We start from the raw sequence: 24,058 nt of genomic DNA on the forward strand, positions 1-24,058 counted from the left end.
CGGTCGTAGACTTAAGGGACATGTTGTCGTTCTCGCGAAAGTGGGGATCTGTTTTAATGTAGGCACAATTGCTCAAATAGAAATGGATTTTCCACTTGTGTGACAATGACAAAACCCTGAAGTCTAGCAGTGATGCTCCAACTTCACCCACGTTACTCTAGGGGATTTATTCATGAAATACTCTGATCTAAGAGATTTTATTGCTCAACTTGAATCTCGAGGACTGTTAAAACGGATCACCTATCCAGTATCACCTTATCTTGAAATGACAGCTGTTAGTGATCGAGTACTTCGTTCTGCTGGCCCTGCCTTACTTTTTACGAATACACCTAATTTTAAAATGCCTGTATTAACTAATTTGTTTGGTACGGTTGAGCGAGTGGCTATGGGCATGGGTGAAGACAATATCGAGGCATTAAGAGAAGTAGGTAAATTATTAGCTGCTTTGAAAGAGCCTGAGCCTCCTAAAGGATTTAAGGATGCTTTTAATAAATTGCCTTTGTTAAAGCAGGCGCTCAATATGGCACCCAAATATGTAAATGGTGCAGAATGCCAAACTCACGTTTGGGAAAAAGATGAAGTCGATCTTACTTCCTTGCCTATTCAAACCTGTTGGCCCAACGATGTAGCGCCATTAATAACCTGGGGGCTTGTGACGACCAAAGGACCTCATCAAGCGCGTGAAAATATGGGGATTTACCGCCAGCAATTGTTAAATAAAAATCAATTGATTATGCGTTGGCTGTCCCATCGAGGGGGGGCATTAGATTACCAGGCCTGGCAGCAAGTTTATCCTGGAGAACGCTTCCCTGTGGCAGTAACCTTAGGGGCAGATCCCGCAACGATACTTGCGGCAGTAACCCCTGTACCCGACACTTTATCTGAATATGCATTTGCGGGATTATTACGAGGGCAACGCACCCGCTTAACACGTTGTATTGGTAATGAATTGCATGTGCCAGCAAGTGCAGAAATTATTCTTGAAGGTTTTCTGGAGCCGGGAGTTGAGGCACCGGAAGGGCCTTACGGGGATCACACTGGTTATTATAACGAAGTACAAAGTTTTCCGGTGTTTACCGTAGAGCGTATTACCCATAGAGATAATCCCATTTACCACAGTACTTATACCGGGCGGCCTCCCGATGAGCCTGCTATTTTAGGGGTTGCTTTAAATGAAGTCTTTATTCCTTTATTGCAAAAACAATTTCCTGAGATTGTGGATTTTTATTTGCCTCCGGAGGGATGCTCTTATCGTTTGGCAGTAGTCACCATTAAGAAACAATACCCAGGTCATGCAAAACGGATTATGATGGCGGTATGGTCCTTTTTGCGACAATTTATGTATACCAAATTTGTTATTGTATGTGATGATGATATTGATGCACGCAATTGGCAGGATGTGATTTGGGCAATGACCACACGCATGGATCCAAGCCGAGATACAGTGATGGTCGAAAATACACCTATTGATTATCTGGATTTTGCCTCACCTATGTCGGGTTTAGGCTCTAAGATGGGTATGGATGCTACCAGTAAATGGCCTGGCGAAACACAAAGAGAATGGGGAATGCCTATTGTTATGGACGAAGAAATCCTTAAAAAAGTCAATGACTATTGGCCTGTATTGGGATTAGATAAATGACGGAAAAAATCATTAAAGCATTGGTAGAAGACATTTCGCCATTAACCGATAGTATTATGCGCTTGATTTTAGCTCCCGAACAATACGTGGATTATCAAGCAGGGCAATATCTGCAAATTGTTTTTGACAAAGATGCTTTTAGCTATTCTATCGCTAATGCGCCTTTAGGATCGCATAAATATGAGCTACATATTCGCCATAGTCTGGAAAATCCATACACACAACAATTATTTGCTCACATTAAAGAGCATGGCTTCGTTCACATCCGCTTGCCTTTTGGTGTATGCTCCATAGAACATTTAGACGCGCAACGGCCCATCTTATTTATTGCTGGGGGAACTGGATTTGCACCCGTAAAAGCGATGATCGAGCAGTTATTAGCAACTTCAGATACGCGACCTTTTGAGTTATTTTGGGGGGCACGTTTGCAAAGTGATTTATATCTGGATGAAAAGGTGAATAGCTGGAATACCCATGTCAGTCGCTTTAATTATTTTTCTTCAGTCTCTGAGGATAACAGTAAACCCTTAGCCTCTTTGGTGTTGGACAGACACCCCCATGATCTGAATCAATGGCAAATTGTGGTTAGTGGTCCTTTTGACATGGTTTACAGCACAAGAGATGCATTAGTAAATAAGGGTGTTTCACCGGAGCATTTATTTTCAGATGCATTTAGTTTTGAAATTAAAAAGACGTAAGCGAGTACACTTTTTTAGCGTATAAATAAGGAACGATTCATGGAAACTTTATATCAAATTTTAGCTCTAATTGGTGCTGGAATGATTATTTTCATTTTGTACCGTACCATCAAAGGCAATCCTGGCCAATTTAGTAAAGAGAATTTGAATAAGAGCTTTTCTACAATGGGGATTTTAGCGCTTGTTTTGATTGCTTTTATTGCGATACTGGTTTTGATTCTAAGAAACACATAGACTGCATTTTCATAAAGCAGGGCTCTTTGTTGCATTATCCAGGATAATGTCTCAGAGAGTTTCTTAATAACTCCCATAAAGAATGTGTCCGTTTCGCGGCACCCATATAGTTTAAACTCACGTCCATATTTACTCACAGAGGTGAGGCTAAAATCGAATAGCTTCGCTGCTTTCGTTTTTTTAATACCCTGCGCAACTACTGTATAGACCACTTTTTTACGTAACTCTAACAATACTTCTACTGATAATTTCCTATTACTCCTCTTGAGGCAAATTGAATCATTTAAAACCATGGAAAATATCACATAAAAATCAACAACTTTTAGACGTCAAGGTAATAATTGCGATAGTATTCTCGCAGCAATGTGAAAATTCATTCTTTGAGTGCGATTCAGAAAAGGATTTAAAAAATGCAAATACCTCATAAACTGTCCCGTGAAACCGAATGCCGTGATACTGATATTGCTATTATTGGGATGGGGTGTCGTTTCCCGGGTGGAGCAAATTCGTACCAGCACTTCTGGCAACTGCTTTTAAACAAATTTGATGCCATTTCGCCGGTTCCCCAATCAAGATGGGATTCAAGAAAATTTTATCATCCAGACAGCAAACACCCGGCAAAGACTACTATTCAATCAGCTGGATTTATTGATCAAAATCTTGAAGAATTTGATCCGCTATTTTTTGGTATTTCACCACGAGAGGCAGCAGCAATTGATCCGCAGCAACGCTTATTGTTAGAAGTATGCTGGGAATCTATTGAAGATGCGGGAATTCTGCTGAAGCAGCTTCATGGGAGTAAAACATCAGTGTTTATAGGCGGCTTTTGTCTTGATAATCAACTGCTTCAACTTAGCGAATTAAACCGCGTATTAATTGACTCACATACTGCGACCAGCGCAAGCATGACTTTATTAGCAAGCCGTCTTTCTTATACTTTTGATTTAAAAGGACCATGCCTAACGCTGGATACTGCTTGCTCGTCTTCTTTAGTAGCCCTGCATTATGCCTGCCAAAGCATTATTCACAAGGAAGCAGATATGGCTATTGCTGGTGGCGTCAATGTCATGTTTAAACCAGAAAATGCCATAGTGATGAGTAAGGGACAATTTTTGTCTCCAGATGCAAGATGCATGACTTTTGATGCCAAAGCAAATGGTTATGCTCGAGGTGAGGGAGTTGGCATTGTCATTTTAAAATCATTAAAACAGGCTTTATTAGATAACGACCGAATTCATGCCGTTATCTCTGCAACAGGAGTCAACCAAGATGGACATACTTTAGGAATTACCTTGCCCAATGGAACAGCGCAACATGATTTAATGCGAGAGGTCTATCATAGGGCGCAAGTTACAGTAGATGATGTAGGGTATATTGAGGCCCATGGAACAGGTACGCAAGCAGGAGATATCACGGAGGTTAATAGTATTAATGCCCTGTTTAACCAACGCAAGAAACCCGTTTATATAGGCTCTGTCAAAACTAATATTGGTCATCTGGAAGCAGCGGCAGGTGTTGCTGGGCTTATTAAAGCTGTTTTATGCTTAAAACATAAAAAAATACCGGCTAATTTACATTTTCATACTCCCAATCCTCATTGTTCGTTGAATCAACTTACCGTACCTGTTAATACTGTGGATTGGCCAGAAGAGTCTTATGCTTCGGTGAACTCTTTTGGTTATGGCGGGACTAATGCTCATGCATTGCTGCGCACCATTGGAGATTGCTCGACCCAAGATCAGGAAGAATTTGAAGCAGATTTGTCTATTCCCGTTGTATTTAGCGCCATGAATCATACACGATTAGATTCAGTCATTAAGCAATATCTTGACTGGCTGTCATGTAATCCCGGGTTACATTTGCGAGATATCGCTTATACGATGAATCATAAAAAGACACATTTTAATTATCGTTTGGTTACCTTGGTTAAATCTAATGAGGAGCTTATTAATAAACTCGCCAGCTATAGTGCAGGAGAGTCCGTAGCGAATTTATTTACTGCCAATGCAAGTACAGAAGAAGTCGTTTTCGTATTCACAGGTATGGGGCCACAACGGCCACAGATGGGAAAAAAGTTATTTGAAAAAGAACCCATATACAGACAAATGGTTCTTACTTGCGACTCGCACCTGCAAGCCATTGCAGGCTGGTCAATATTAGATGAGTTATTTAAGTCGGAGCAAGAAAGTTGTATGCATGAGCCCCGAATTGCACAATTGGCCAATTTTATTTTGCAAGTTAGTCTAACCGCGTTGTTATCTTCTTGGGGCGTAAAACCAGCAGCAGTGGTGGGACATAGCGTAGGAGAAATTGCTGCTTTTTATGTCAGTGGTGTGCTTGATTTACATGATGCCATTTTAATTTCTTATCATCGTAGTTGTCTGCAAAATAGTTTAATGGGTAGGGGAGAAATGCTTGCAGTAAATCTGTCGCGTGACGAGATTCAACCCTTACTTGAAGGAAGATCTGTAAGTATAGCGGCAGTAAATAGTCCCAATAATGTTACTTTATCAGGCGATAAAAAAGACATTCTGGATATAGCTCAGCAATTAACTGAAAACAAAGTTTTTCATCGCTTGCTCCATGTTAATTTGGCGTATCACAGTCAAGTCTTGGAACCGATAAAAAATGATTTTCTCAGTGCCATCGATTCTGTGCAGTTGAGTCAAAACACAATTCCCTTATATTCCACCGTAACAGGCAAAGCTATTTTATCCTCTCCACTAACAGCATCCTATTGGTGGGATAATGCCAGAAAAACTGTAGAATTTGAGCTGGCTATTAACTCGTTACTAGAGGAGGGCTTTCATAGTTTTATTGAAATTGGCCCCCATCCGGTTCTTAAGAATTATTTAAATGAGATTGCCCAACAAACGTCCCTGCAATTATTTCATACGTTAAACCGCCACCAAAAGAATGAAAGAGAGTATTTGCTCGGCACCATTTGTGATTTGTATTGTAGCGGTATCCCCGTTAATTTTAACGCATTACAGCCCTCTGGCCAATTTATTGATACCCCCTTGCAATTGTGGGCAAGAGAAAAATATTGGCGAGAAAGCGAAGCGTCAAAACAACAACGGATAGGCTCAAATAATGAGAATTGGTTTTATCAGGAAATAGCTATTACTCCCCCCTCATGGCAAGTGGAATTAAATGAAGCATTTTTTCCTTATCTACGTGATCATCGAATTTTTAATATGTTGGTTTTTCCGGGAGCAGCTTATATTTCAGCTGCAATTGCGCTACATAAAAAAAGCGCTCCTGTCGCGTCTTGCCTTATTGAAGATATGCGATTTAAATCCATGCTGGTTTATAATGAGAATGATCTCCTGGTGTTAACCTTGACTCAGCAGAAGGAAATCAACAAATTTAGCCTACATACTTCCAATCATTCTTTAAGTCAGGAACATTGTACCGCTTTCTTATACCCAATGGATTTAACGCCACTAGCATATCATACGGATATAAATCAACTTAAAAATCAATTACAGGCTTTTAGTCCAATAGAACAATTGTATGAATCCTTTGATAGATTAGGTTTAATTTATGGGAATTCTTTTAGAACGATTCATTCTATTTATCGAGGTGATAACCAGGTATTAGCACAGTTAGTCTGGAATGGAGAGCATCAGGAATTATTTGATCAAACCTCTATCTATCCTCCTTTACTGGATGGTGCATTTCAATCGTTAATCGCTTTGCAACTTGACAAATCTAAAGCGTATTTACCTCATAGTATTGATAAAATTTTGTTCTATAAACCACTGCCAAAATCCTGTTGGTCGCATGCTTTTTTAACTACTGTAAATGAAAAGACATTATTCGGTAATGTGGATATCGTTGATGAACAGGGGGAGTTATGTCTGCAATTGCAAGGCCTGCGCTTGAAGGCGATCACCTCAGCAAATTCGCTGCTTTCATCGCACATTTACTATAAAGTGCAGTGGCATGAGCATACAGCACAACCTGTTGTTAAAGAACACCTTCAGAGTCAATCCTGGATAGTGATTTATGACGGCAGTACACATTCAGAGTTGGTGCAGCAATTAAAAAATACAATTCAGAATTTAGTCTTTGTGAGTTGGGCAGATGAACGTCTGCAAATCAGTGATAGCCAATGGCAAATTTCTGCCCATAGTGTGGAAGATTATGTATGGCTATGGCAACGTTGTCAGCCTGAACATATTGTTTATATTAGCTCTATAGCAAATGATCTTTCCCTGGAATCTGTGTCAGAGCAAACCTGGGCTTTGATTGTACTTGCCAAATCCTTAAGCACGCATAAAACCCCGCTTAACCTTTTTGTTCTCACCTGGGAGGCACAACATCCCATTGATAAGGATCATTTGGCTTGCTCGGTATTGCCTAATTTGACCCGAGTTATAGAAAATGAAATACCATTGATTAATATTAAGGCCATAGATACCGATAGAGCAACTTCTTCCCGGCATATTCTTGCTGAATTGCTTTCATCTTTATCCTGCGACACAGTCGTTTATAGGAATAATGTTCGCTATATTCAACAAATTGAGCAGGGGCAAGTGAAAAAAAATGAATTTCAAAATATATCTTTGAGTGAGCATAATGTTGAGTTGAAAATAACTCAACCGGGTTTATTGGATAGTATCTTTTTTATATCTGCTCCAATAAGAAAGCCTGCGGCAAATGAAATTCAAATTAAAGTGTATGCCAGTGCGCTTAATTTCAAAGATTTATTAAAATTATCTAACAAACTCGATGATAAAATTACTGAAAATACTTTTTTTGGTGATTCACTCGGTATGGAGGTAGCCGGTGTGATCACTGCTATAGGATCGCAGGTGACGGATTTTCAATGTGGTGACGAAGTTATTGCTCCCTTGCCTCAAAATTTCTCTTCATATGCTTATGTTAATCAACGTTATGTTCTGCGCAAACCGAGTACACTTGATTTTTATCAAGCTCCAGTATTAACCGGTTTTTTGGCGGCTTATCGTGGATTAGTGCAAATTGCCGATATTCAACCAGGTGAAAAAGTCCTTATTCATAATGCAACGGGCGGAGTAGGAATGGCAGCAATGCAAATAGCACAATGGAAACAAGCAGAAATTTATGCAACTGCTGGCACTGTAGAAAAACGAGCCTATCTTCACACGCTAGGTATTAAATATATCTACGATTCAAGAACCTTATTATTCAAAGAGCAAGTGTTGCGTGACACTGATGGGTATGGGGTTGATGTAGTGATTAATTCTATCGCAGGTGATGCGTTGATTCATAGTTTCAATTTATTGGCGCCCTATGGTCGGTTTATAGAAATTGGCAAGAAGGATATAGCTGAAAACACGCTTCTGCCTATGCAGGCATTTAATCAAAATATTAGTTTTTCAGCGGTTGATATTGATCGCATGCTTGTAGATAAAATGGATGGTATTTCCGCCATGTCAAAAACCATTCTGGCTCTGTTCGAAGAAGGTATTTTAACTCCTCAGCCTGTTAAAGTTTTTCCAGCATCAGCAATTAAAGATGCTTTTCATTTTATGTTACAAAGTAAGCATGTAGGCAAAATAGTTATTGATTATAAAAATCAGCAGTGTCCCGTAGCAATCCCTGCTAAAAAAGTCGATGGCCAGGCGTCATATATTGTTACTGGAGGTACTTCAGGGTTTGGTCTTGAAGCAGGAACATTGCTTGCCAAAGAAGGGGCGGGCAAGGTGTATTTATTAAGCCGCCACGGACAAAGGGATCTTCCTTTGCCTTATGCCAATCTTGAAGTCAGGGCTTTGGATGTCAGTGATAAAGAAGCTTTAGCTTCGTTATTTTTTGAGATTAGTCAAAGCCCGTTTCCCTTAAAAGGTATTGTGCATAGCGCCATGGTTTTAGATGACTCTTTGATTCATCAACTCGAACGAGAGCAATTTGATAGGGTTTTACAACCTAAGGTAGCAGGAGCTATTAATTTGCATGAGTTGACCGAAACACTGGATCTGGATTTTTTTATAATGTTCTCGTCAATTTCATCGCTTATTGGAACTATCGGTCAAGCAAGCTACGTGGCAGCAAATGGCTTTTTAGATGCACTTGCTGATTATCGCCAACAGCATGATTTACCTTGCACTTCAATTAATTGGGGCGTATTTACACAAACAGGGGTTGTGGCTCGTAGTGAATATTTACAACCGCTTTTAAACAATGCAGGTATTAAAGGATTTAATAATGATACGGCATTACACATTCTAAATAATTTGTTCTGCGCGCCTTCTCAGTCTTTAGGTGTATTTGATAGTGACTGGGGGCTATGGTCAAAACAGTATAAAAAAATGGCCTCAAAATCTTTATTTAATTCACTATTAACGCAAAATGAGAAACAAGAATCGACCCATTCTTCATTACATGAAGAATTAATGTTATTACCTGCCAATGCCAGAATGGATCAACTAAGCCAAATAATTAGAGATAAACTAGCTGTTATTTTAAAAATGCAAGCGACACAAATCGATGTTAGCGAAAATATAACTTATTACGGCGTAGATTCCATTTTAGCTATAGAACTGGTTAATCTGTTACGATCGACTCTGGAAATAACCTTATCGCCTGCTGATTTTATGGAAGGTAAAAGCATTAAAGAGTTAGCAGGTTTATTAACTGCACGGTATCAACCTATCTCGGCTTAACCCTCGAGATTGATCAAGGATTGAACCTGAATGGTCATTGCAATAACTGGTTGTTCATACCCTTCAGGCTTAATCCAGTCACTACAGGGACTGAATTGATAATGCTGGTAATATGGTACCATCTCTTCGTGTGCTTCAATAAAGATACGTTGGATATTTTTATCTTTTGCATGAGTTAATACTGTTTGCAGTAAACAGTAAGAAACGGAGGTATGATGATATTCCGGCAATATACAAAAAAAACTGAATAGTGCGCAGTTGCCTGTCAGATAATGAGCTGGCACCTTATGATCTTTTAATATAAAGTTGTCACTACTTTCCAGGCAGCTGAAAGGAGTCACACGCAAGGTGCCTACGGGATTATCATTGATGCTCGCTAGGAACAGATAAGATATATCGTCAATTTGGTTGGAGAATAGTTGAAGCTCATGATTCATGCCAGGAGGAGTATGGTGCTTATATACCTGGCTAAAAATATAATACCGTAATCTAAATATCCTTTCTCTTTGCTGGGTATCCCGCTTACTAACAAGTTTAATATCAATATGTTCTTTCATGTGAAACCCTCTATGGGCAAGAGAGCTAATGTAACTCAAGGGCCGTGAAACGTCTATTTTTATAAACTATTTTTGGATGAGTTATTAAAAAATATTCAAACACAGATTTTTGATTTGCAAATACATTTCTCGTACCCCCCAAAATTAAACGGCTACAATCGATTTGTAGCGTTAATACCATTGACTCTCATGCTTTATGCACCTTCAAAGTAAGACCAAGACTCTTCTCTTTGAAAATAATACATTATCGAATAATTTGATATGACATATTAATAGAATTAATTGGATTGATTGAGATCGGTGCGGTTATATAGCGGGTATTATTAATCGATAAAAACTTACTTTAATGCGCTTTTTTAACGAAATCCAAAGAAATAAACATCCTCAAGCCTGCTTAATTCCAGAGATTGTATGGTCCGAAATTTTTAGTGACAACGTATTTCCCAACGTCCTTATTTCTTGGATGAGCATGCCCTATGAAGTGTTAAAGAAACAATTAACTCCCGCCATAGATGTAGAAAAAAACAAGGCATGGATAGCTATAGTACTGAGTCATCCTACCTTAAATAACCAGCAGCTTATTGAGTTGGGTGATATGTTAGGGCTTTGCAATTCAGAGCTTCTCAATCTTGTCGTCATGTTAAGCAATAACACTAACCATTTAGAGTTATTGAAGCAATATTCTCAAAAAGAATTCAGTGAAAGAGACACTTTCTCTGTTGTTGAAAATTATGCTTTAAGAATACAGCGAGTTGCCAAATTAGGGTATTTAAATACCCTGGAGTCTCTCATAGGAATGATTGAGCCTAAAGTAACTAAAAATCAACTGCAAGACATAATGACTCATTACTCCTGTGCTGCTTTTTGCGGAGCGTCAGAGCAAGGACATCTTGATGTTCTTAAGTTTTTGGAGACAAAAGTACCCGAGAAATTGCCCGACATGATTGAAGCAACCAATTACTATGCTTTTCGATGGGCAGCCAAGCGAGGTCATCTTGCTGTGCTCAGATACCTAGAGTCAAAAATGCCTGAGAAGCTACAAGACATGATTAAAGCGGGAAGCTTTTGTGCGTTTCGATTTGCGGCTTCTCAGGGCTATCTGGAAATTCTTAAATATTTACAAGAAAAAGCACCTGATAAGATGCTTAAAATGCTTAAAACAAATACGTTCATTGCTTTTCAATTAGCAGTATTAAAGGGCCATCTTCCCGTAGTTCAGTATATGTTAAGTTATTTTAGTGTATTTGCTTACGCTGAAGCACACCAGCAGGAATACGGAGAACGGTGCGTTTGGCCCTTTGTGTCACAAACACTCACTGTGCTTCGTGCGCAACAACAAGAAACAGAAGCAAATCACTTAGATGCCGTCTTTGATGTTGTCTCTGCTGCAGAAGCAAAACTTTTATTTTATATAGCACGAAACCTGATTCGCAGAAACGATACGACCTTAATTGATGACCTGCGCTTTTTGCTGAACATTCCTTCGGTCAAAGCATTAGCACATACCGAAGTAACGCCAAACCAATCCAATGAGTTGTTACGTCTTGCTTTATCTGCGGGTAATCAACAAGCGGCAAGCGTGCTGCTCAATATTCCTGCTGTACGCCTCCTTGCCGAACAAAACAATTATTACCGTGAGGAGCAACAAGGTCGTCTTGACTTGGCCGCTTTAGCCGCCGACCGTGAATCCTCCATGACTGCGTTAACTCAAGGAGAGCAACAGCAGTTACAAGCAGTCACCGACCGTTATCAACCTCTGTTACATCAAGCAGGAGTTGCCCTGGTAATGATGGATTTGCGCACTACCTTGCAAGCACATTATGAAGCACATCCTGCTACCCTTCTTCTCCAAAAAAATGGTTGCAGCGAAGAGTTAATATTGCCCATGGCTTGGAGTGACTTTACAGCGCTTCATTTAGCCCCCGAACAAAAAACACAAGCATTAACGGCCTACTATCAAAATAAAGCTCATACCGCTTGGCGTTACCTCGCCAAGCCCAATCCCTGGATGCATGAACATGCTGGCTATGTGTACATCAATGATGAACATACGGAGCGTTGGTCTACTTTTGAAGAATATCAATCACTCATTAGCCTTTTGTATTTGGCAGTCCTTGATAAAGAGACGCCGTGTATTGATGACTATACTTTTGCTACACGTCTTGAGCATTTTATTGAGGAATTGGCTCATATAGGACGTGCGCATAATTGGGATAAAAGTAGACGCAAAAACAATGGCCAGCTCGAACAATACGATGATCTCGAAGGTGATCGTCCCAGTTGTTATTCGGGAGTGAAGCGTAGGCTTTTTCAGTCAGTCCTTGGTCATCCTTTATTAAAACTGGTTACCGAAGACGTCATCAAAGCAGAGCTTAATGAGTTTCTGGTGACCCATTTCAAAAAAGCAATCCAGTCAAACAATGGCATTGTCATTAAAGAAGCGTGGGATAAGGGCATTGAAGGAGAGTCATTGAGTGAAGAGGATATGAAGATACTACAAGGCTTGAATGTCAGTGGGGAACAACAGCAAGATTTTAAAAACTACTTGTCTCACAAATATGGTTCTTCTTTTTCTGCTAGTCTTATTCTTCTCATCAATAAGGCTTTTGAATTAACCTCAACGATGAGCTCTCATTTGTTTAAACATGGGGGCTTAATGGCGGCGTTTTTCGCTAAACTTGAAATCACGGAAAAGCAAAAAGAAGGTTACTCCCAAAATCCTAATCGATTTTTTGGAGGTAGTGTTCCCGAGTCGCCAAACTCTGAATCTCTTGCTTCAGTAATGACGGCAAAGAGATAATAATACTGATGGATTTGAAAAGATTATAATGGTCTATGAGTTTTTTTATCGATAAGTATTTTTCTGTCTATAGCATTTATTTCAAAGTAACTCCTACTTTTTCCGCTTCATCAACTGAATTTTCAAGAAGATGTTCTGCAGAGGTTTTCATTCCGAGGGCCTCTTTAATTGTTTTCACCATTTTAGCAAGAAAGGTAAAAAACCATTTATCATTGAAAGAGTGGATCATCAATGCGCTTCGTTTTCCTGCATCAGTCATGTATTCAGCATGGTCTCTTATGTCAGCAGAGTTGCCTTGGGCACTCAATATAGGATTTATTTTTTGGAGTAAGCGATGTAATATTTGTCCGCATTCTTTTTCCGATAACCAATCAATATGTTTTTCGATGTATTGAGTTTTTTGTTTCACATCAAAAGAAACAGGAAAAAACTTTCCCCCAGCCTCTTTTGATGCTTTAAAAACTTCATGGGCAACTAACATAATCAAGTCATCTATAACTGATTTTTTTCCTCTCACATTAGAAACATCTGAATTACTTAGGAAAAATGAACCAGAAAATTTTCTATTGGTGACTATGAAATCTTCTTGCTTCAACTTGTCTTGCAAAATCAAAAGATTGCTCATTACTTCTCTCAGGCAAGATTTTTTCGGGCTAATTAAATTATAAGAAATGTTCAATACATGAAATGCCTGATTCTCTTTTTTTAAATCTGAAAAACTTAAAGTGCGAATAAAACCATCCAGTGTTTTTGCGGTGTCAGGACTTATTTTTATCCCTTGTACAGCTGGTTTTATCATTTCGAACATATAGGATATGTATTTATCTGGCTCTAAACCGCAATGAGTCACTGCATCTTCATAAATTGCAAAAGCACAACGCACAAAGGTTTCTTTGTTTTTAGCGCTATGAGGATTTTTTAAATAGCTTATAAATGATTTTCTAAATTTTTGACTTAAATTGGGCATGGATGTCCCCCGATAAATTAATTTATAACTATTATCGATCATATTGATTAACGATTTATTAAGCGGCGCCGGGGTCAAGGCTACGCCTAGCGTGCCCGCAGGATTAGCTTTGATGCAGGCGATGTGTGGAGCTAATCTCCCAAGTTATGATTGGTTTACGGGCTCATAAATAGATGTATAAAAATCTATAAAGTGGTTCGTTAACTCTATGCATAAGTCAAAGTTCACTTTATTCTATTCTTTTGGTTTTTCTGAACAGTTATGAATAATAAGAGTAAGATATGCTCATATTTCAACACAAAATTTAGACTTGGTAATTGGATGTAACGAAAAGAAATGTCTGAATTACAAGGTGAGTTAGATAAGAAAGGATAATATTTGCCAAATAATTTATTAAACAATGAGCCGAATTTTATTCATTCGGCTCATTGTATCGATTATAATCATAGCGTGCATGCAGCATGAGAACATCAACAAGTATGTGACAATCATAATTATCAGCAGTTAATATTAGTATATGCGAACTTTTGTGGAAATGCGTCGTTTTCTCTCACTTAATGGGGTGATCATTAATAAGCTTAGCATCTTGGAAAGTGTCAAGTACTACACGAAATAAAAGCCACAGAGCAATTTGAAAAAATTTTCAATGCATTAGAGGACGGGGGCATCATAGTGATCAGGGAATATTTTATGATGGCCAAATATTTGATGCATGCCTTCTAGATAATTACATCGATGAAACAGTATTAGAACAATTGGTAAAGTCAAAGCCTAGTGTGCAGATCTGCATGTTGAAAGTATTAGTAATAATTTAAAGCTAGACGTTAAGAAATATAATGAGCTGAACTACTACAAATGAGCAATATAAAAAAATGGAGCTTGTTCAAGTTGGTTTATCTCATGATCGATTTTAATTATTGATGAGCGCGATATTTATTATATTGGTGCTTCATTAAAAGATTTAGGAAAAAGTGGTTTGCTTCCTCTAAATTAGAATGTGAAAGTTTCGGACTAATGGAACAATAAAAATGCAATAAAGAGAGTGTTCATTTAACTGTGTCACCTCATTGATTATCTAAGCCCCAGATTTAATCTATCTTCAAAATAAATATGAAGCTGGGAAATGATAAGCGCCCAATTGTGCATGGGCTGATTCCATTTTTCCAGTACTTTTTAAGCACAATAAATAAGTTTAATAAGTGCGTTTTCGCTAGTGAAAGCCCCTTTGGTTTTAGTGTATTTGCGGACTTGCCTATGGAACCCCTCAACAATATTGGTGGTATAAATGATGCGTCGGAGCTCTTCAGGGTATTTGAAGTATTGAGATAGAGCATCCCAGTTATTGTTCCAGGATTTTAATACAGCAGGGTATTTTTTGCCCCATTTATCTTCCAGCTCAAGCAAATGATGTTCGGCCAAGTCTTTGCTAGATGCTTTATACACAAGCTTTAAATCGGCCATAAACGCTTTCTGGTCTTTGCTAACGACATACTTTAAAGAGTTTCTAATTTGATGAACAACACAAAGCTGAACCTCGGTTTTAGGAAAGACTTCGGCAATTGCCTCAGGGAAGCCCTTAAGCCCGTCAATGCTTGCAATAAGGATGTCTTCAACCCCGCGCGCCTTGAGGTCATTCAATACCCCAAGCCAAAAGCGAGCACCTTCATTCTCAGATAAATAAAGCCCTAAAATATCCTTTCTACCCTCGGGAGTCACGGCCAGGACTGTATAAAATGCTTGGCTGGTGACTTTGCCTTCAACACGTTTTGAAATGCATGGCATCTAAAAAGGCTATAGGATAGACCGACTCTAAAGACCTATTGCGCCACTCTGTAATCATAGGGAGCAATTTATCGGTAATAAGGCTGATTTTAGCGGATGAAATTTCCAGACCATACATCTCCGCTAAATGCTCACTTATCGCGTCATAGCCCATACCTAAGGCATATAGAGCAAGTACTTTATTATCCAATGATTCATTTAGTACCGTTTGACGCTTCTTCACAAGTTCAGGCTCAAAACTTCCATCTCGGTCTCTTGGGGTCTCTAAATCAAAAATACCTGATGTAGATTTCATCGTTTTCGAGGTTTTGCCATTACGGCGGTTGCCCAGCCCAAACTCATGACACTCATCTATATGAGCATCCATTTCACCTTCTAGAGCAGCTTCAAGGAGTTCCTTTATTAGGGGAGTTAAAATGCCGTCTTTGCCCGTTAGCGATTGACCTGATTTTAATTGAGATAAGGCATCTGCTTTGAACTCGTTAAAATCAAAATTGAATAAATCTATTTTTTTCTTATTCATGATCACCTCTTCTAATTGCACAAATTATAACAATTTAAAAGAGATGACACAGTTATTTAAACACTACCGCAATAAAGCGAGCTTGAAGTCACAATTTATTTCTACAACTAATTCAAATTATGCGATCAGTTTATGAAACACTGCCTATTTTAGTTTTTTTTACATCTAAATTGTCCAATATAAATTATTTATATTGCCTTGGTAAAGCAATTTCTACAAAATTAATGTATTGCGGTTCGTTTTTGACCCAGATTTGTAATTCAACCCATAATGATGTTAGTTAGCACATACTCCGGGTCTAAAACGGTGAGCAAACACTGCTTAACTATGTGCAACAATTCCTTTTACATTAGAACAGCTACTTACCTTCAATAATCCATCTTTCTGGCCAAACATCAAAACTAAATAATAACTCTTCATTTTCGAACACAGAATAGAGTGGGGCATCAGGAAATTCCGAGTTCATCTTTATTTTTAAATTATTACTATTATTATCTTTACTTTGATAGATAAATCTTTTTTCCTGAGAACTGTTCCAGTGAATTTCTTTTTTTATTAGCATTTCTAATTGGGTATTCATATTTGTTCTCCTTAGTAAGAGATACCGACTTCTTTAATATGATAATTATTCTTAAAGTAAATATAGGTCCTATTCTGTTACTTTTTCGAATTATTATGCAACCACGATGTGAATTACGTTTCCATCAATATTAGTCCAATTTTATCGTCAGGATCCAATAAGCGGATCCTATTAAGGCCTGAGACTAAAGATTGTTGCTATACATTAACCAACTTATTAAATTTATCCTGGCTTTATAGTAGGTGCATCTTCTCCGACCTTGGTCACTTTATTTTCATCATCAACATTGTAGTCAGACAAAATCGTTCTTTTATTTTCCACAGGAGTCTTCAGTTCATCTTGTTCTTTTTTTTCTATTACTTCTATGACGATTGGTTTGATTTCTTCCCCACAATTTTTATTAGTAGAGAGTATTGGTATTGATGCTTCCACAAAATGATATTCTTTATTAACCGAAGTCCTTGTTCGCATTCCTGCTTGATGTAGAGAGGCATATATTTCTTCAGATGAAGGTTCTCTACCTAGTTTTTTCTCTAATTTTTTCTTTTGGTATTTATAATAATCTTCCATGGTAGGATTTATATTGCCATATTTTCCTAGATTTGATATTGCTTCGTCTGCTTCCAATTTTTTTCTTTTATCTTCGTCCATTTCACTACGAGCCGATTTTTTAAAATGCTCGCGAAACATGGATGTTATTACAACTTTTTGCTCTATAGTAAATGAATTGCCATGAGAAGCAATTATGTTATTGGAATATTCAATGGAATAATTGTATTTTCCACGGATTATATGATCTCTTAGCTTAGGATCTGTAGTATAAGTGCTATTATATAGATTTTTGCTCGTTGCAGCCCATATGACAGGAGCTGCTTTGCTAACCTTACCCATACAATCATTTATTAACTCTTGGCTTAAGCCCTTCATTACTGGTTCAAGATAATGATGTTTTGACTTCATAACCCATCCTCCCACTATAAATTTATTGAAAAATGAATTTTGTTTAATTATAGACCATATTGGCCTAATTGATTGGACTCTGACAGGATTTACTCAAGACCCTAAAAAATGAGAAATAGATCAAATAATAAGAAAAAAAGCAAAGTTATATTGAGTATGCCAAGATATTGGCACCTAAGCATTAGGCTATAATTTCTATAATATAGAAAATAAGTTGAATATTCGAAGTCTATGTCTATTAAAGGAGAGTAAATTATGAATGTCCAAGAAATGCAAAAAAGAATATATTGATGCAGTTCTCAGGAAAAAGAATTTATCTATTAAGATAGTGATAGTCATTTAAAAATAAAAATGAATCCTAATTTTCTTGAAGTTTCACTCTATTTTGTATTTGAATATGGGAGATTATTATACAGTTTGGTTGGCCAGAAAACTGGATTATTGATAATTAACTGATTAAAAGATAAATAAAAAAGAATATCTCGAAGACGAACTAAAATGAATTGAGTTGTCTTCGGTGATTATAAATCAGAGAATTTTACAGCTTTGGTGTTGAAGTATGTTCAATCCAATTGTCCGGCCAAGCATCAACACTGCCAATTATCTTCCCTTCTTTTTGTCTTATTGTGTATAAAGGAACCTCAGGAAACTCAGGATTCATTTTCATTGTTATTTCTTCATTATGAACTGTTGCCTTATATTTGTAAGATTTATGCTCCGTTTCTTTCCAAAAAATCTGAGCTTTGTTTCCAAATAATGTATCATAAAGGGATGTTGTCATTGTTCTTCCAATCGTTCTTGGTGTAAAAACGCTAAACTTGGTAAGGGGTCTACTAATTATTCTACGCAGCATAAAAATGAACCTCCATTGAAAAATTAGACATAACATTAACATGCGGGGCATATTTTGATCAATATATTCGTTCATTTAGTTTCTCATGGCATGCTAACACTTCCACATGATTTCCATTTGCTTCCGTTTCTTGTAAGCATTGATATAGCGTAAATATAGGCATCGTCCTTCACCTAATACAAAATCAAATAGTGTTGATTTGCCGTAGCCATTATGGCCAATAAGACCAATTTTTTGCTTTTCATATAACGTGGTAGTGACTTATCTAATAGAATCTAATTGCCACGATTTAATGTAAGTTGACGAAGAGTAAGCATGATAAATCTTCTTCAATATAATTTCTTAAGCGAATAATTAGAGGGTGTGGGCATAAATTGTCAATGCACTCAAGTTACCTATTCTAACATAAATCCATTCAACTGGGTTCTGGCTCAATAGTTTTTTCCGAGCTGATTGATATTGAGCTTGTTTTTCGATATAAATATAACGATCCATTTTCGCACTGGAACTATGACCAGCATTATCCCGTATATGCTCACGAGGACGAATTTTCACATCTTCAGTAATTCCAGTATGTCTTAGCCAGTGTACTGTTGCAGCAACTAAATTATCAGTTTCTTCAATAGGGCCATTAATTCGAAGTTGTTCTCCAGCTAGGTCAAGGTATAGGAATTTTAAACCACCTATTTCCTGTTTCCAAAAGTATAGAGCTTAAAATAGTAAACCAGGAACTATTATACCCAGACCGTTTTCATGAACAATTTCCCATATCATCCCGACACCACTTCATTTTTATGTTCTATTTGTGCCCATTTATAAATTCAGTTAGATCACAGGCTTGATGTGATCCCATGGTCTTTTGCTCTTTACTTATGATTCATGTACCCCAAAATTTTGTGATTCACTCGCGGCTCTTCAATACACGCAATGATTCTTACATGGCTCTGGCAATGCTTGCAAACCGTTAGGTCAATGTTGACAACTCGCTTCAAACGCAGAGCCCAGCTCATTTTTGAATGGTGAGCTTCACAGTCCTTTGGAACATCAATGGCTGTTGTCTGATTTCTCTTTATTTTCACTAGTCACTTGAGCCCGATATCTACTCTTTGGTGCAAAAACTCCGAAATGAACTCGGAGTTTCAGAACTAAAGCCGCTAATCGAGTAATAAAATCCAGCGGCTCAAATATCACATGAGTAGTACCATTTTTATGGAGTGTTTTCAGCTCGTAACTAATTGCTCCATTTTGTACAGACAGTCGAGAAAACTTTGTTTGTAGGCGAGCAATTAATTGCTTCGTCTCAATATCCGAACTTCGTAGTTTTTGTTGATGGTATTCAGTTAATTTGGAAGAAATGACATAAACATTCTTGCTCTTTTTTTTCCATGTTTACTTAACTCGAGCAAGCTTCTTCTAGGATTTACATTTATTCAACTGTTCAATGACTTCCAATTTGTCTTTTTTCTGCTAATAGAAAATTTTTTATTTCATTTTGAACATATTTTCTCCTTGCATCTCCCAACAATTAATAAATTTGAGCTCGATTAATTTTCACTGCACGCAAAAAATACCAGGGGATTAAAATAAAAACATTTTTTGTTTGTAGAATTTATTTGCAACTAATTGTATTGAAGGCATTTTGTTTGCTTTTAAAATAAAAACGCAGACATACATAAAATGCACAAAAAAGAAGTGAGTTCGTCATTGATTTTTTTGTTGCTTTGAAGGTTTTTGAGTCAAAATCTCCCATCCAAAAACTTATTTTCCTATTCCATTACTGGCGTACCAAGCCATCAGAAAGCATAAAACTATTAGTCATATGAATTCAATATACTTTTTATTTCAGCATTAGATTGAGCTAACTCATTTCGAATTTGTCTAAAGGTAAAGTTATTCTTTTTACTAAATGCACTGATAATATCTGCGATATTTTTATTTGTATAATTTTCATTAGAATCTTCTATTTTTTCTTTAATTAAACAAAGTGATTTTGCAATATCTGCCCCATCATTTAAATTGATATTTTCAATAATTGATTTTATTTGCAAAAAAATATTGGGTACATTATCTATATGTCCTATTAATTGTTCATTTATTAATACAGCATATATGGCTATTATATTAGCCTCTCTTTCATTAGCTGGAACTTTTAAAAGATGTAACTGAGTTTTAAACTTTTGTTGTGGATCTGATTCGTTCATGTTAATTTTTTAGTAAATTTTATATTATAAATTTTAGCATCGACTTTATATTCTTGCGAATAAATGGCAAAAAAACAATTACAAGTTTATTGTAATGTGTTTATAGTGAATATGATGGCCGCCTTTGTACATGACAATAATCAAATCCTCTGAATAAAAAGCGAAGTGGATTTAAGCTTTTTGTTTTAATACAAGCTACGATTTTCAGGTAGTTTGCTTTCCTATTTTATGATGAAATTATTTTCATTTTTCTTAAGACATTAAAAACAGGTATGAAAAACAAACTACAGCCAATTTGGACAACGCAAAAACGGCCTTATTAAACTGTCGGCTAACCAAAAGAGACAGCGTGCCTCTAGCCTCTAATACTGATGAACTGTTCCGTGGATTTTCAAAACTTTCATGTGAATAACTCTTTAAGCGTTTGCTAGCCCTAGGAGCAATAACAACAGAAGATATTGCTTTCCTTAAAACCGTGGTATCAAAGAATTAAACTTAGCAGATAAACTGATTGCAAATGTCATTGGCTATTTTCATCTGTTCCTTTGGGTGTAGCCACTAATTTCAATATTAATGACGAAGACTATGTTATTCCGCGGGTTGTTGAAGAAACATCAATTATTGCGGCCTTATTCAAATCAGCTAAATGAGGTATAGGAATTTTAAACTACCTATTTCCTGTTTCCAAAAGTATAGAGCTTAAAATAGTAACCAGGAGCTTCATGCTGATCCCATGGTCTTTTGCTCTTTACTTATAATTCATGTACCCCAAAATTTTGTGACTCACTCGCGGCTCTTCAATACACGCAATGATTCTTACATGGCTCTGGCAATGCTTGCAAACCGTTAGGTCAAGGTTGACAACTCATTTCAAACGCAGAGCCCAGTTCATTTTTGAATGGTGAGCTTCACCGTCTTTTCGGGGTTAGCGTTTAAAATCCCTTGTTTATAAATTTCAGCATCAATCCAAGCTTTTCCTCTACCAATACATCATTATCGACTATAGTCCACTAGCTTTTGGGAATTTTTCCTGTGCCATCGGACCAGCAGTAAAGTCGATTTTTTAACAAAATCCTTTTTGTCAAAAGGAGCATTCTCGGAACAAATAAGAGTTTGTTTTTTAAGCACCTTGCTTTTTAGATCATCGAAAGCGCCTGATTCTTGAAGAAGTAGATTTAAGGTAGCCTAGCACTCGTTAGTTGCTCTATGACCATCATAAAAATATCCCAACTTCCAGTTAAGATAATCAAGTTTTGAGCTTTCATAATTCCGCTGTTTCCAATCAATATTTTTATTGTGCAACCGAAAGGGAGGGATATAACTTGTTTCTGTATCTCTTCAGGTGTTTGCAATTCTAAGAAGTTACGATCAAATTGAGCATAGTGGCATACTATTAAATGGCTCTCTTTAAGTGCCTGCAACACAAACTCCCAATTAATTATCTTGCCAATTAGATTTTCATTACGAATACCGGTAATTTTTGTGATTTCAGTGAGTATCGGTTTTTCCAGGGTCATTCAGTTCATTATAAGTATGTTTAATTTCTAGAATTCCGTCCTCATTGGAAAATAAAAATGAAGGCATGCCTATTTCAATGATTTCATGTTGGGTTACATCCGTTCCATTGTTTCCAAATCAATGAATGGTTGTCATGTATATTTTAGATGAAGGCTTAGCTACAAGTTCTTTAAATTGCATAGGCATCCGCTTCGGCGTGCCGTGATAATTCGTCGAAGGATTGTTCAATCATAAATAACTACTTAGGAATATTTAAAAATTTTCTGCTGGGTTAAATGGTAACGTAGAGTTATGAGGGTTGTTAGTGTTTTAAAGAAGATGCTACCTGAATATTCATTTTTTCAAATAAAAACGTTATTAAAATAAACTCCAATTATTTGGATATTTTAAAATCACTATGGCTAATATATAATCCAATCTGCTTTTTTCTTTTAAATATTTACCATTATGCCCAAAAATCTTTATCCGAATAACATCGTTTTTTATAGCGAAGAAATGAACCAAATCATTTCTATGAAGCCGGAATTTAAAATTGAACGCCAAACCATGCGACTTTTACCTGTAGATCATCCGGAAAATGTCTATATTAGTCCTGAAAAACAAGCGCTCTATCTGGTACATTTTGATGAAAAAAACGATGAATTTGTTGATGTAGAGGGTGATACTTTAGATGGAGAGTACAATTTTGTATTAACCTGTGAGGAGTCTCCAAAACTGCTTTGTGATCTCAACCTGAATCATTCTTTTTTAAGCAATGGAAAAAAAGTATTAGGTGCAGGAAGTTTGTTTTTTGAAAATGGCTGCTTACGAGAAATTACTAATAATAGTGGCCATTATCGTCCTACTGATAATGAAATGCTCCCTTTTCTTAAAGCAATGAACGCCATGAGTCTAGGGAGTGTTCTGTCTTATAAGAGCTACTGTACTAATCTTCCCAAAATGTTTGAGATGGGCGATCTATTGGATATAAACGATTTTTCCGAGATATTGTCTTTAGATAAAAGTGCAGAACTTGATAGGCCAACCAGCAACCCTAAAAGTAGCTCGGGTTATGACGATAAAGTAGTGGTGAAAAATGAAAAGGATTCATCGAAGGGACGTCGCTTTGGGCAAAATATTTCCAAAGAACTTCTTTCTCAATACCTGAATATTCTCAAAAACCCTATATTTGCAAAAAAAGAAGATCCTGTTAGAGAAACGATACAATCTCAGCTCAATATAAAAAAGTAACTGGGCTCCAGGAAAGAGAAGTCAAAGAGTCATTTGGAGGAAAACTTACAAAAAATCTCAGCCATGTTAAAATAAGTTCAGTGATCCATTCGTTTTCTATGCTATTGTTTTGAAGCATTGGTATTTAAAATAAAACTTAATTTCCCTGTTCGCTCAAGACGTGCTTCTTTTACATGGCTTAAATCATCATGATGAAGTGCTTCTCTTAGGCTCTCGCGCAAATCTTCTTCGGTAATTTGATTTCTTTTTAAAACATTCCAATCGATTTGGCCCTCTTTGATGACGATTACAGGCTTACCTTTAAGTAATATTCCAATTTTATGATGCTGAAAAGCCCCAAATGCCAATAACCAGTGCAAAAAAATGATAACCCCACTACCAGCCATAGACCCTATAAGTGTTGATGAACCATTAATGGCTCGACTTAACACCGATCCCAGGATGATAACCAGTACAAAATCAAATGAGGTTTGTAAATTAAACCGTCGATTGCCAATGCGGATTAAGAAAATGGCATAAATGTAGATAATAAGCGTTCGGATGATTATATAAATGAGGTGGTGATCTGAATTAATCTTGCTAAGGTAAAAATAAAGCATTCTATTTCCTCTTCTTCAATGGATCGTTTTACCTCATAAAAGCTTATCTCTTGAGCTTTTGAACGTGTGATTCATGCAACTATAAAAATTATTACTCTTAATGATAGAGTTATAATTGGATTATGAAAATAAAGGATTTCATTTTAGGGCTAACCCCCTTAAAAATACCCGCCTAGAGATTCTTTGTGAATCAATAATACAAACTCAAGCTTCATTTGTTTTTACCGATATATTATCCAAGATGCCCAATATGGAGTCTTT

The 24,058-nt window shown here is 36.9% G+C and carries 15 protein-coding genes and 4 pseudogenes; 7 read left to right on the plus strand and 12 right to left on the minus strand.

The window, feature by feature from the left end; all coding sequences use genetic code 11:
- Positions 1–172 precede the first annotated feature (172 nt).
- The 4 genes from ubiD to DYH34_RS00430 all read left to right on the plus strand — a co-directional run bounded on the left by ubiD (position 173) and on the right by DYH34_RS00430 (position 9,227).
- On the plus strand, positions 173–1,642 hold the full coding sequence (gene ubiD / locus DYH34_RS00415; RefSeq protein WP_058464161.1) for a 4-hydroxy-3-polyprenylbenzoate decarboxylase: 1,470 nt from the start codon (positions 173–175) through the stop codon (positions 1,640–1,642).
- Entirely contained in the window at positions 1,639–2,340 is a 702-nt protein-coding gene (locus tag DYH34_RS00420; RefSeq protein ID WP_058464160.1) for an NAD(P)H-flavin reductase, read from the plus strand. Before ubiD ends, DYH34_RS00420 begins: the two co-directional genes overlap by 4 nt.
- Positions 2,341–2,379: 39 nt before the next feature.
- On the plus strand, positions 2,380–2,574 hold the full coding sequence (locus DYH34_RS00425; RefSeq protein WP_083502721.1) for a hypothetical protein: 195 nt from the start codon (positions 2,380–2,382) through the stop codon (positions 2,572–2,574).
- A 410-nt stretch (positions 2,575–2,984) separates the two neighbouring features.
- Positions 2,985–9,227 carry a type I polyketide synthase gene (locus tag DYH34_RS00430; protein WP_058464158.1) on the plus strand — a complete coding sequence of 2,081 codons (6,243 nt, stop codon included), beginning with the start codon at positions 2,985–2,987 and terminating at the stop codon, positions 9,225–9,227.
- On the opposite strand, the gene DYH34_RS00435 is transcribed toward DYH34_RS00430, so the two are convergent.
- Positions 9,224–9,784 carry a GNAT family N-acetyltransferase gene (locus DYH34_RS00435; RefSeq protein WP_058464157.1) on the minus strand — a complete coding sequence of 187 codons (561 nt, stop codon included), beginning with the start codon at positions 9,782–9,784 and terminating at the stop codon, positions 9,224–9,226. The two genes, DYH34_RS00430 and DYH34_RS00435, sit on opposite strands and share 4 nt — an antisense overlap.
- 346 nt (positions 9,785–10,130) lie before the next feature.
- Between DYH34_RS00435 and DYH34_RS00440 the strand changes: the two genes are divergently transcribed.
- Positions 10,131–12,584, plus strand: coding sequence for an ankyrin repeat domain-containing protein (locus tag DYH34_RS00440; RefSeq protein ID WP_058464156.1), 2,454 nt, complete (start codon positions 10,131–10,133; stop codon positions 12,582–12,584).
- A 76-nt stretch (positions 12,585–12,660) separates the two neighbouring features.
- On the opposite strand, the gene DYH34_RS00445 is transcribed toward DYH34_RS00440, so the two are convergent.
- The 9 genes and pseudogenes from DYH34_RS00445 to DYH34_RS00490 form a co-directional block, all read right to left on the minus strand.
- Positions 12,661–13,551, minus strand: coding sequence for a hypothetical protein (locus tag DYH34_RS00445; protein ID WP_058464155.1), 891 nt, complete (start codon positions 13,549–13,551; stop codon positions 12,661–12,663).
- Positions 13,552–14,622: 1,071 nt separating this feature from the next.
- A pseudogene (locus DYH34_RS00455) lies at positions 14,623–15,856 on the minus strand (IS256 family transposase).
- 358 nt (positions 15,857–16,214) lie between these two features.
- Positions 16,215–16,436, minus strand: a complete 222-nt coding sequence (locus DYH34_RS00460) for a hypothetical protein (protein ID WP_058464154.1) — start codon at positions 16,434–16,436, stop codon at positions 16,215–16,217.
- A gap of 222 nt (positions 16,437–16,658) precedes the next feature.
- Positions 16,659–17,396 (minus strand): hypothetical protein, encoded by a 738-nt coding sequence (locus DYH34_RS00465; protein WP_058464153.1) that lies wholly within the window; start codon positions 17,394–17,396, stop codon positions 16,659–16,661.
- A 538-nt stretch (positions 17,397–17,934) separates the two neighbouring features.
- Positions 17,935–18,177 carry a hypothetical protein gene (locus DYH34_RS17880; protein ID WP_131775180.1) on the minus strand — a complete coding sequence of 81 codons (243 nt, stop codon included), beginning with the start codon at positions 18,175–18,177 and terminating at the stop codon, positions 17,935–17,937.
- Between the two features lie 243 nt (positions 18,178–18,420).
- A pseudogene (locus DYH34_RS18635) lies at positions 18,421–18,524 on the minus strand (ATP-binding cassette domain-containing protein); the annotation flags it as partial.
- A gap of 157 nt (positions 18,525–18,681) precedes the next feature.
- A pseudogene (locus tag DYH34_RS18260) lies at positions 18,682–18,909 on the minus strand (site-specific integrase); the annotation flags it as partial.
- 384 nt (positions 18,910–19,293) lie between these two features.
- Entirely contained in the window at positions 19,294–19,605 is a 312-nt protein-coding gene (locus tag DYH34_RS18640) for a transposase (protein ID WP_083502720.1), read from the minus strand.
- A gap of 455 nt (positions 19,606–20,060) precedes the next feature.
- A complete protein-coding gene (locus DYH34_RS00490) occupies positions 20,061–20,450 on the minus strand; it encodes a hypothetical protein (RefSeq protein ID WP_058464150.1) in 390 nt (129 codons plus the stop codon).
- A 349-nt stretch (positions 20,451–20,799) separates the two neighbouring features.
- Here DYH34_RS00490 and DYH34_RS18590 point away from each other — a divergent pair.
- Positions 20,800–21,097 (plus strand): annotated as a pseudogene (locus tag DYH34_RS18590) (hydroxymethylglutaryl-CoA reductase, degradative); the annotation flags it as partial.
- 528 nt (positions 21,098–21,625) lie between these two features.
- On the opposite strand, the gene DYH34_RS18270 reads toward DYH34_RS18590, so the two are convergent.
- Positions 21,626–21,967 (minus strand): hypothetical protein, encoded by a 342-nt coding sequence (locus DYH34_RS18270; protein ID WP_238589445.1) that lies wholly within the window; start codon positions 21,965–21,967, stop codon positions 21,626–21,628.
- 496 nt (positions 21,968–22,463) lie between these two features.
- Here DYH34_RS18270 and DYH34_RS00505 point away from each other — a divergent pair, with 496 nt between their 5' ends.
- Positions 22,464–23,198, plus strand: coding sequence for a hypothetical protein (locus DYH34_RS00505; protein ID WP_238589444.1), 735 nt, complete (start codon positions 22,464–22,466; stop codon positions 23,196–23,198).
- A gap of 101 nt (positions 23,199–23,299) precedes the next feature.
- On the opposite strand, the gene DYH34_RS00510 is transcribed toward DYH34_RS00505, so the two are convergent.
- On the minus strand, positions 23,300–23,797 hold the full coding sequence (locus tag DYH34_RS00510; protein WP_058464149.1) for a DUF421 domain-containing protein: 498 nt from the start codon (positions 23,795–23,797) through the stop codon (positions 23,300–23,302).
- Between the last annotated feature and the right edge of the window lie 261 nt (positions 23,798–24,058).

It is taken from the genome of Legionella cincinnatiensis (assembly GCF_900452415.1).
In the GTDB taxonomy this organism is placed as follows: Bacteria; Pseudomonadota; Gammaproteobacteria; order Legionellales; family Legionellaceae; genus Legionella; species Legionella cincinnatiensis.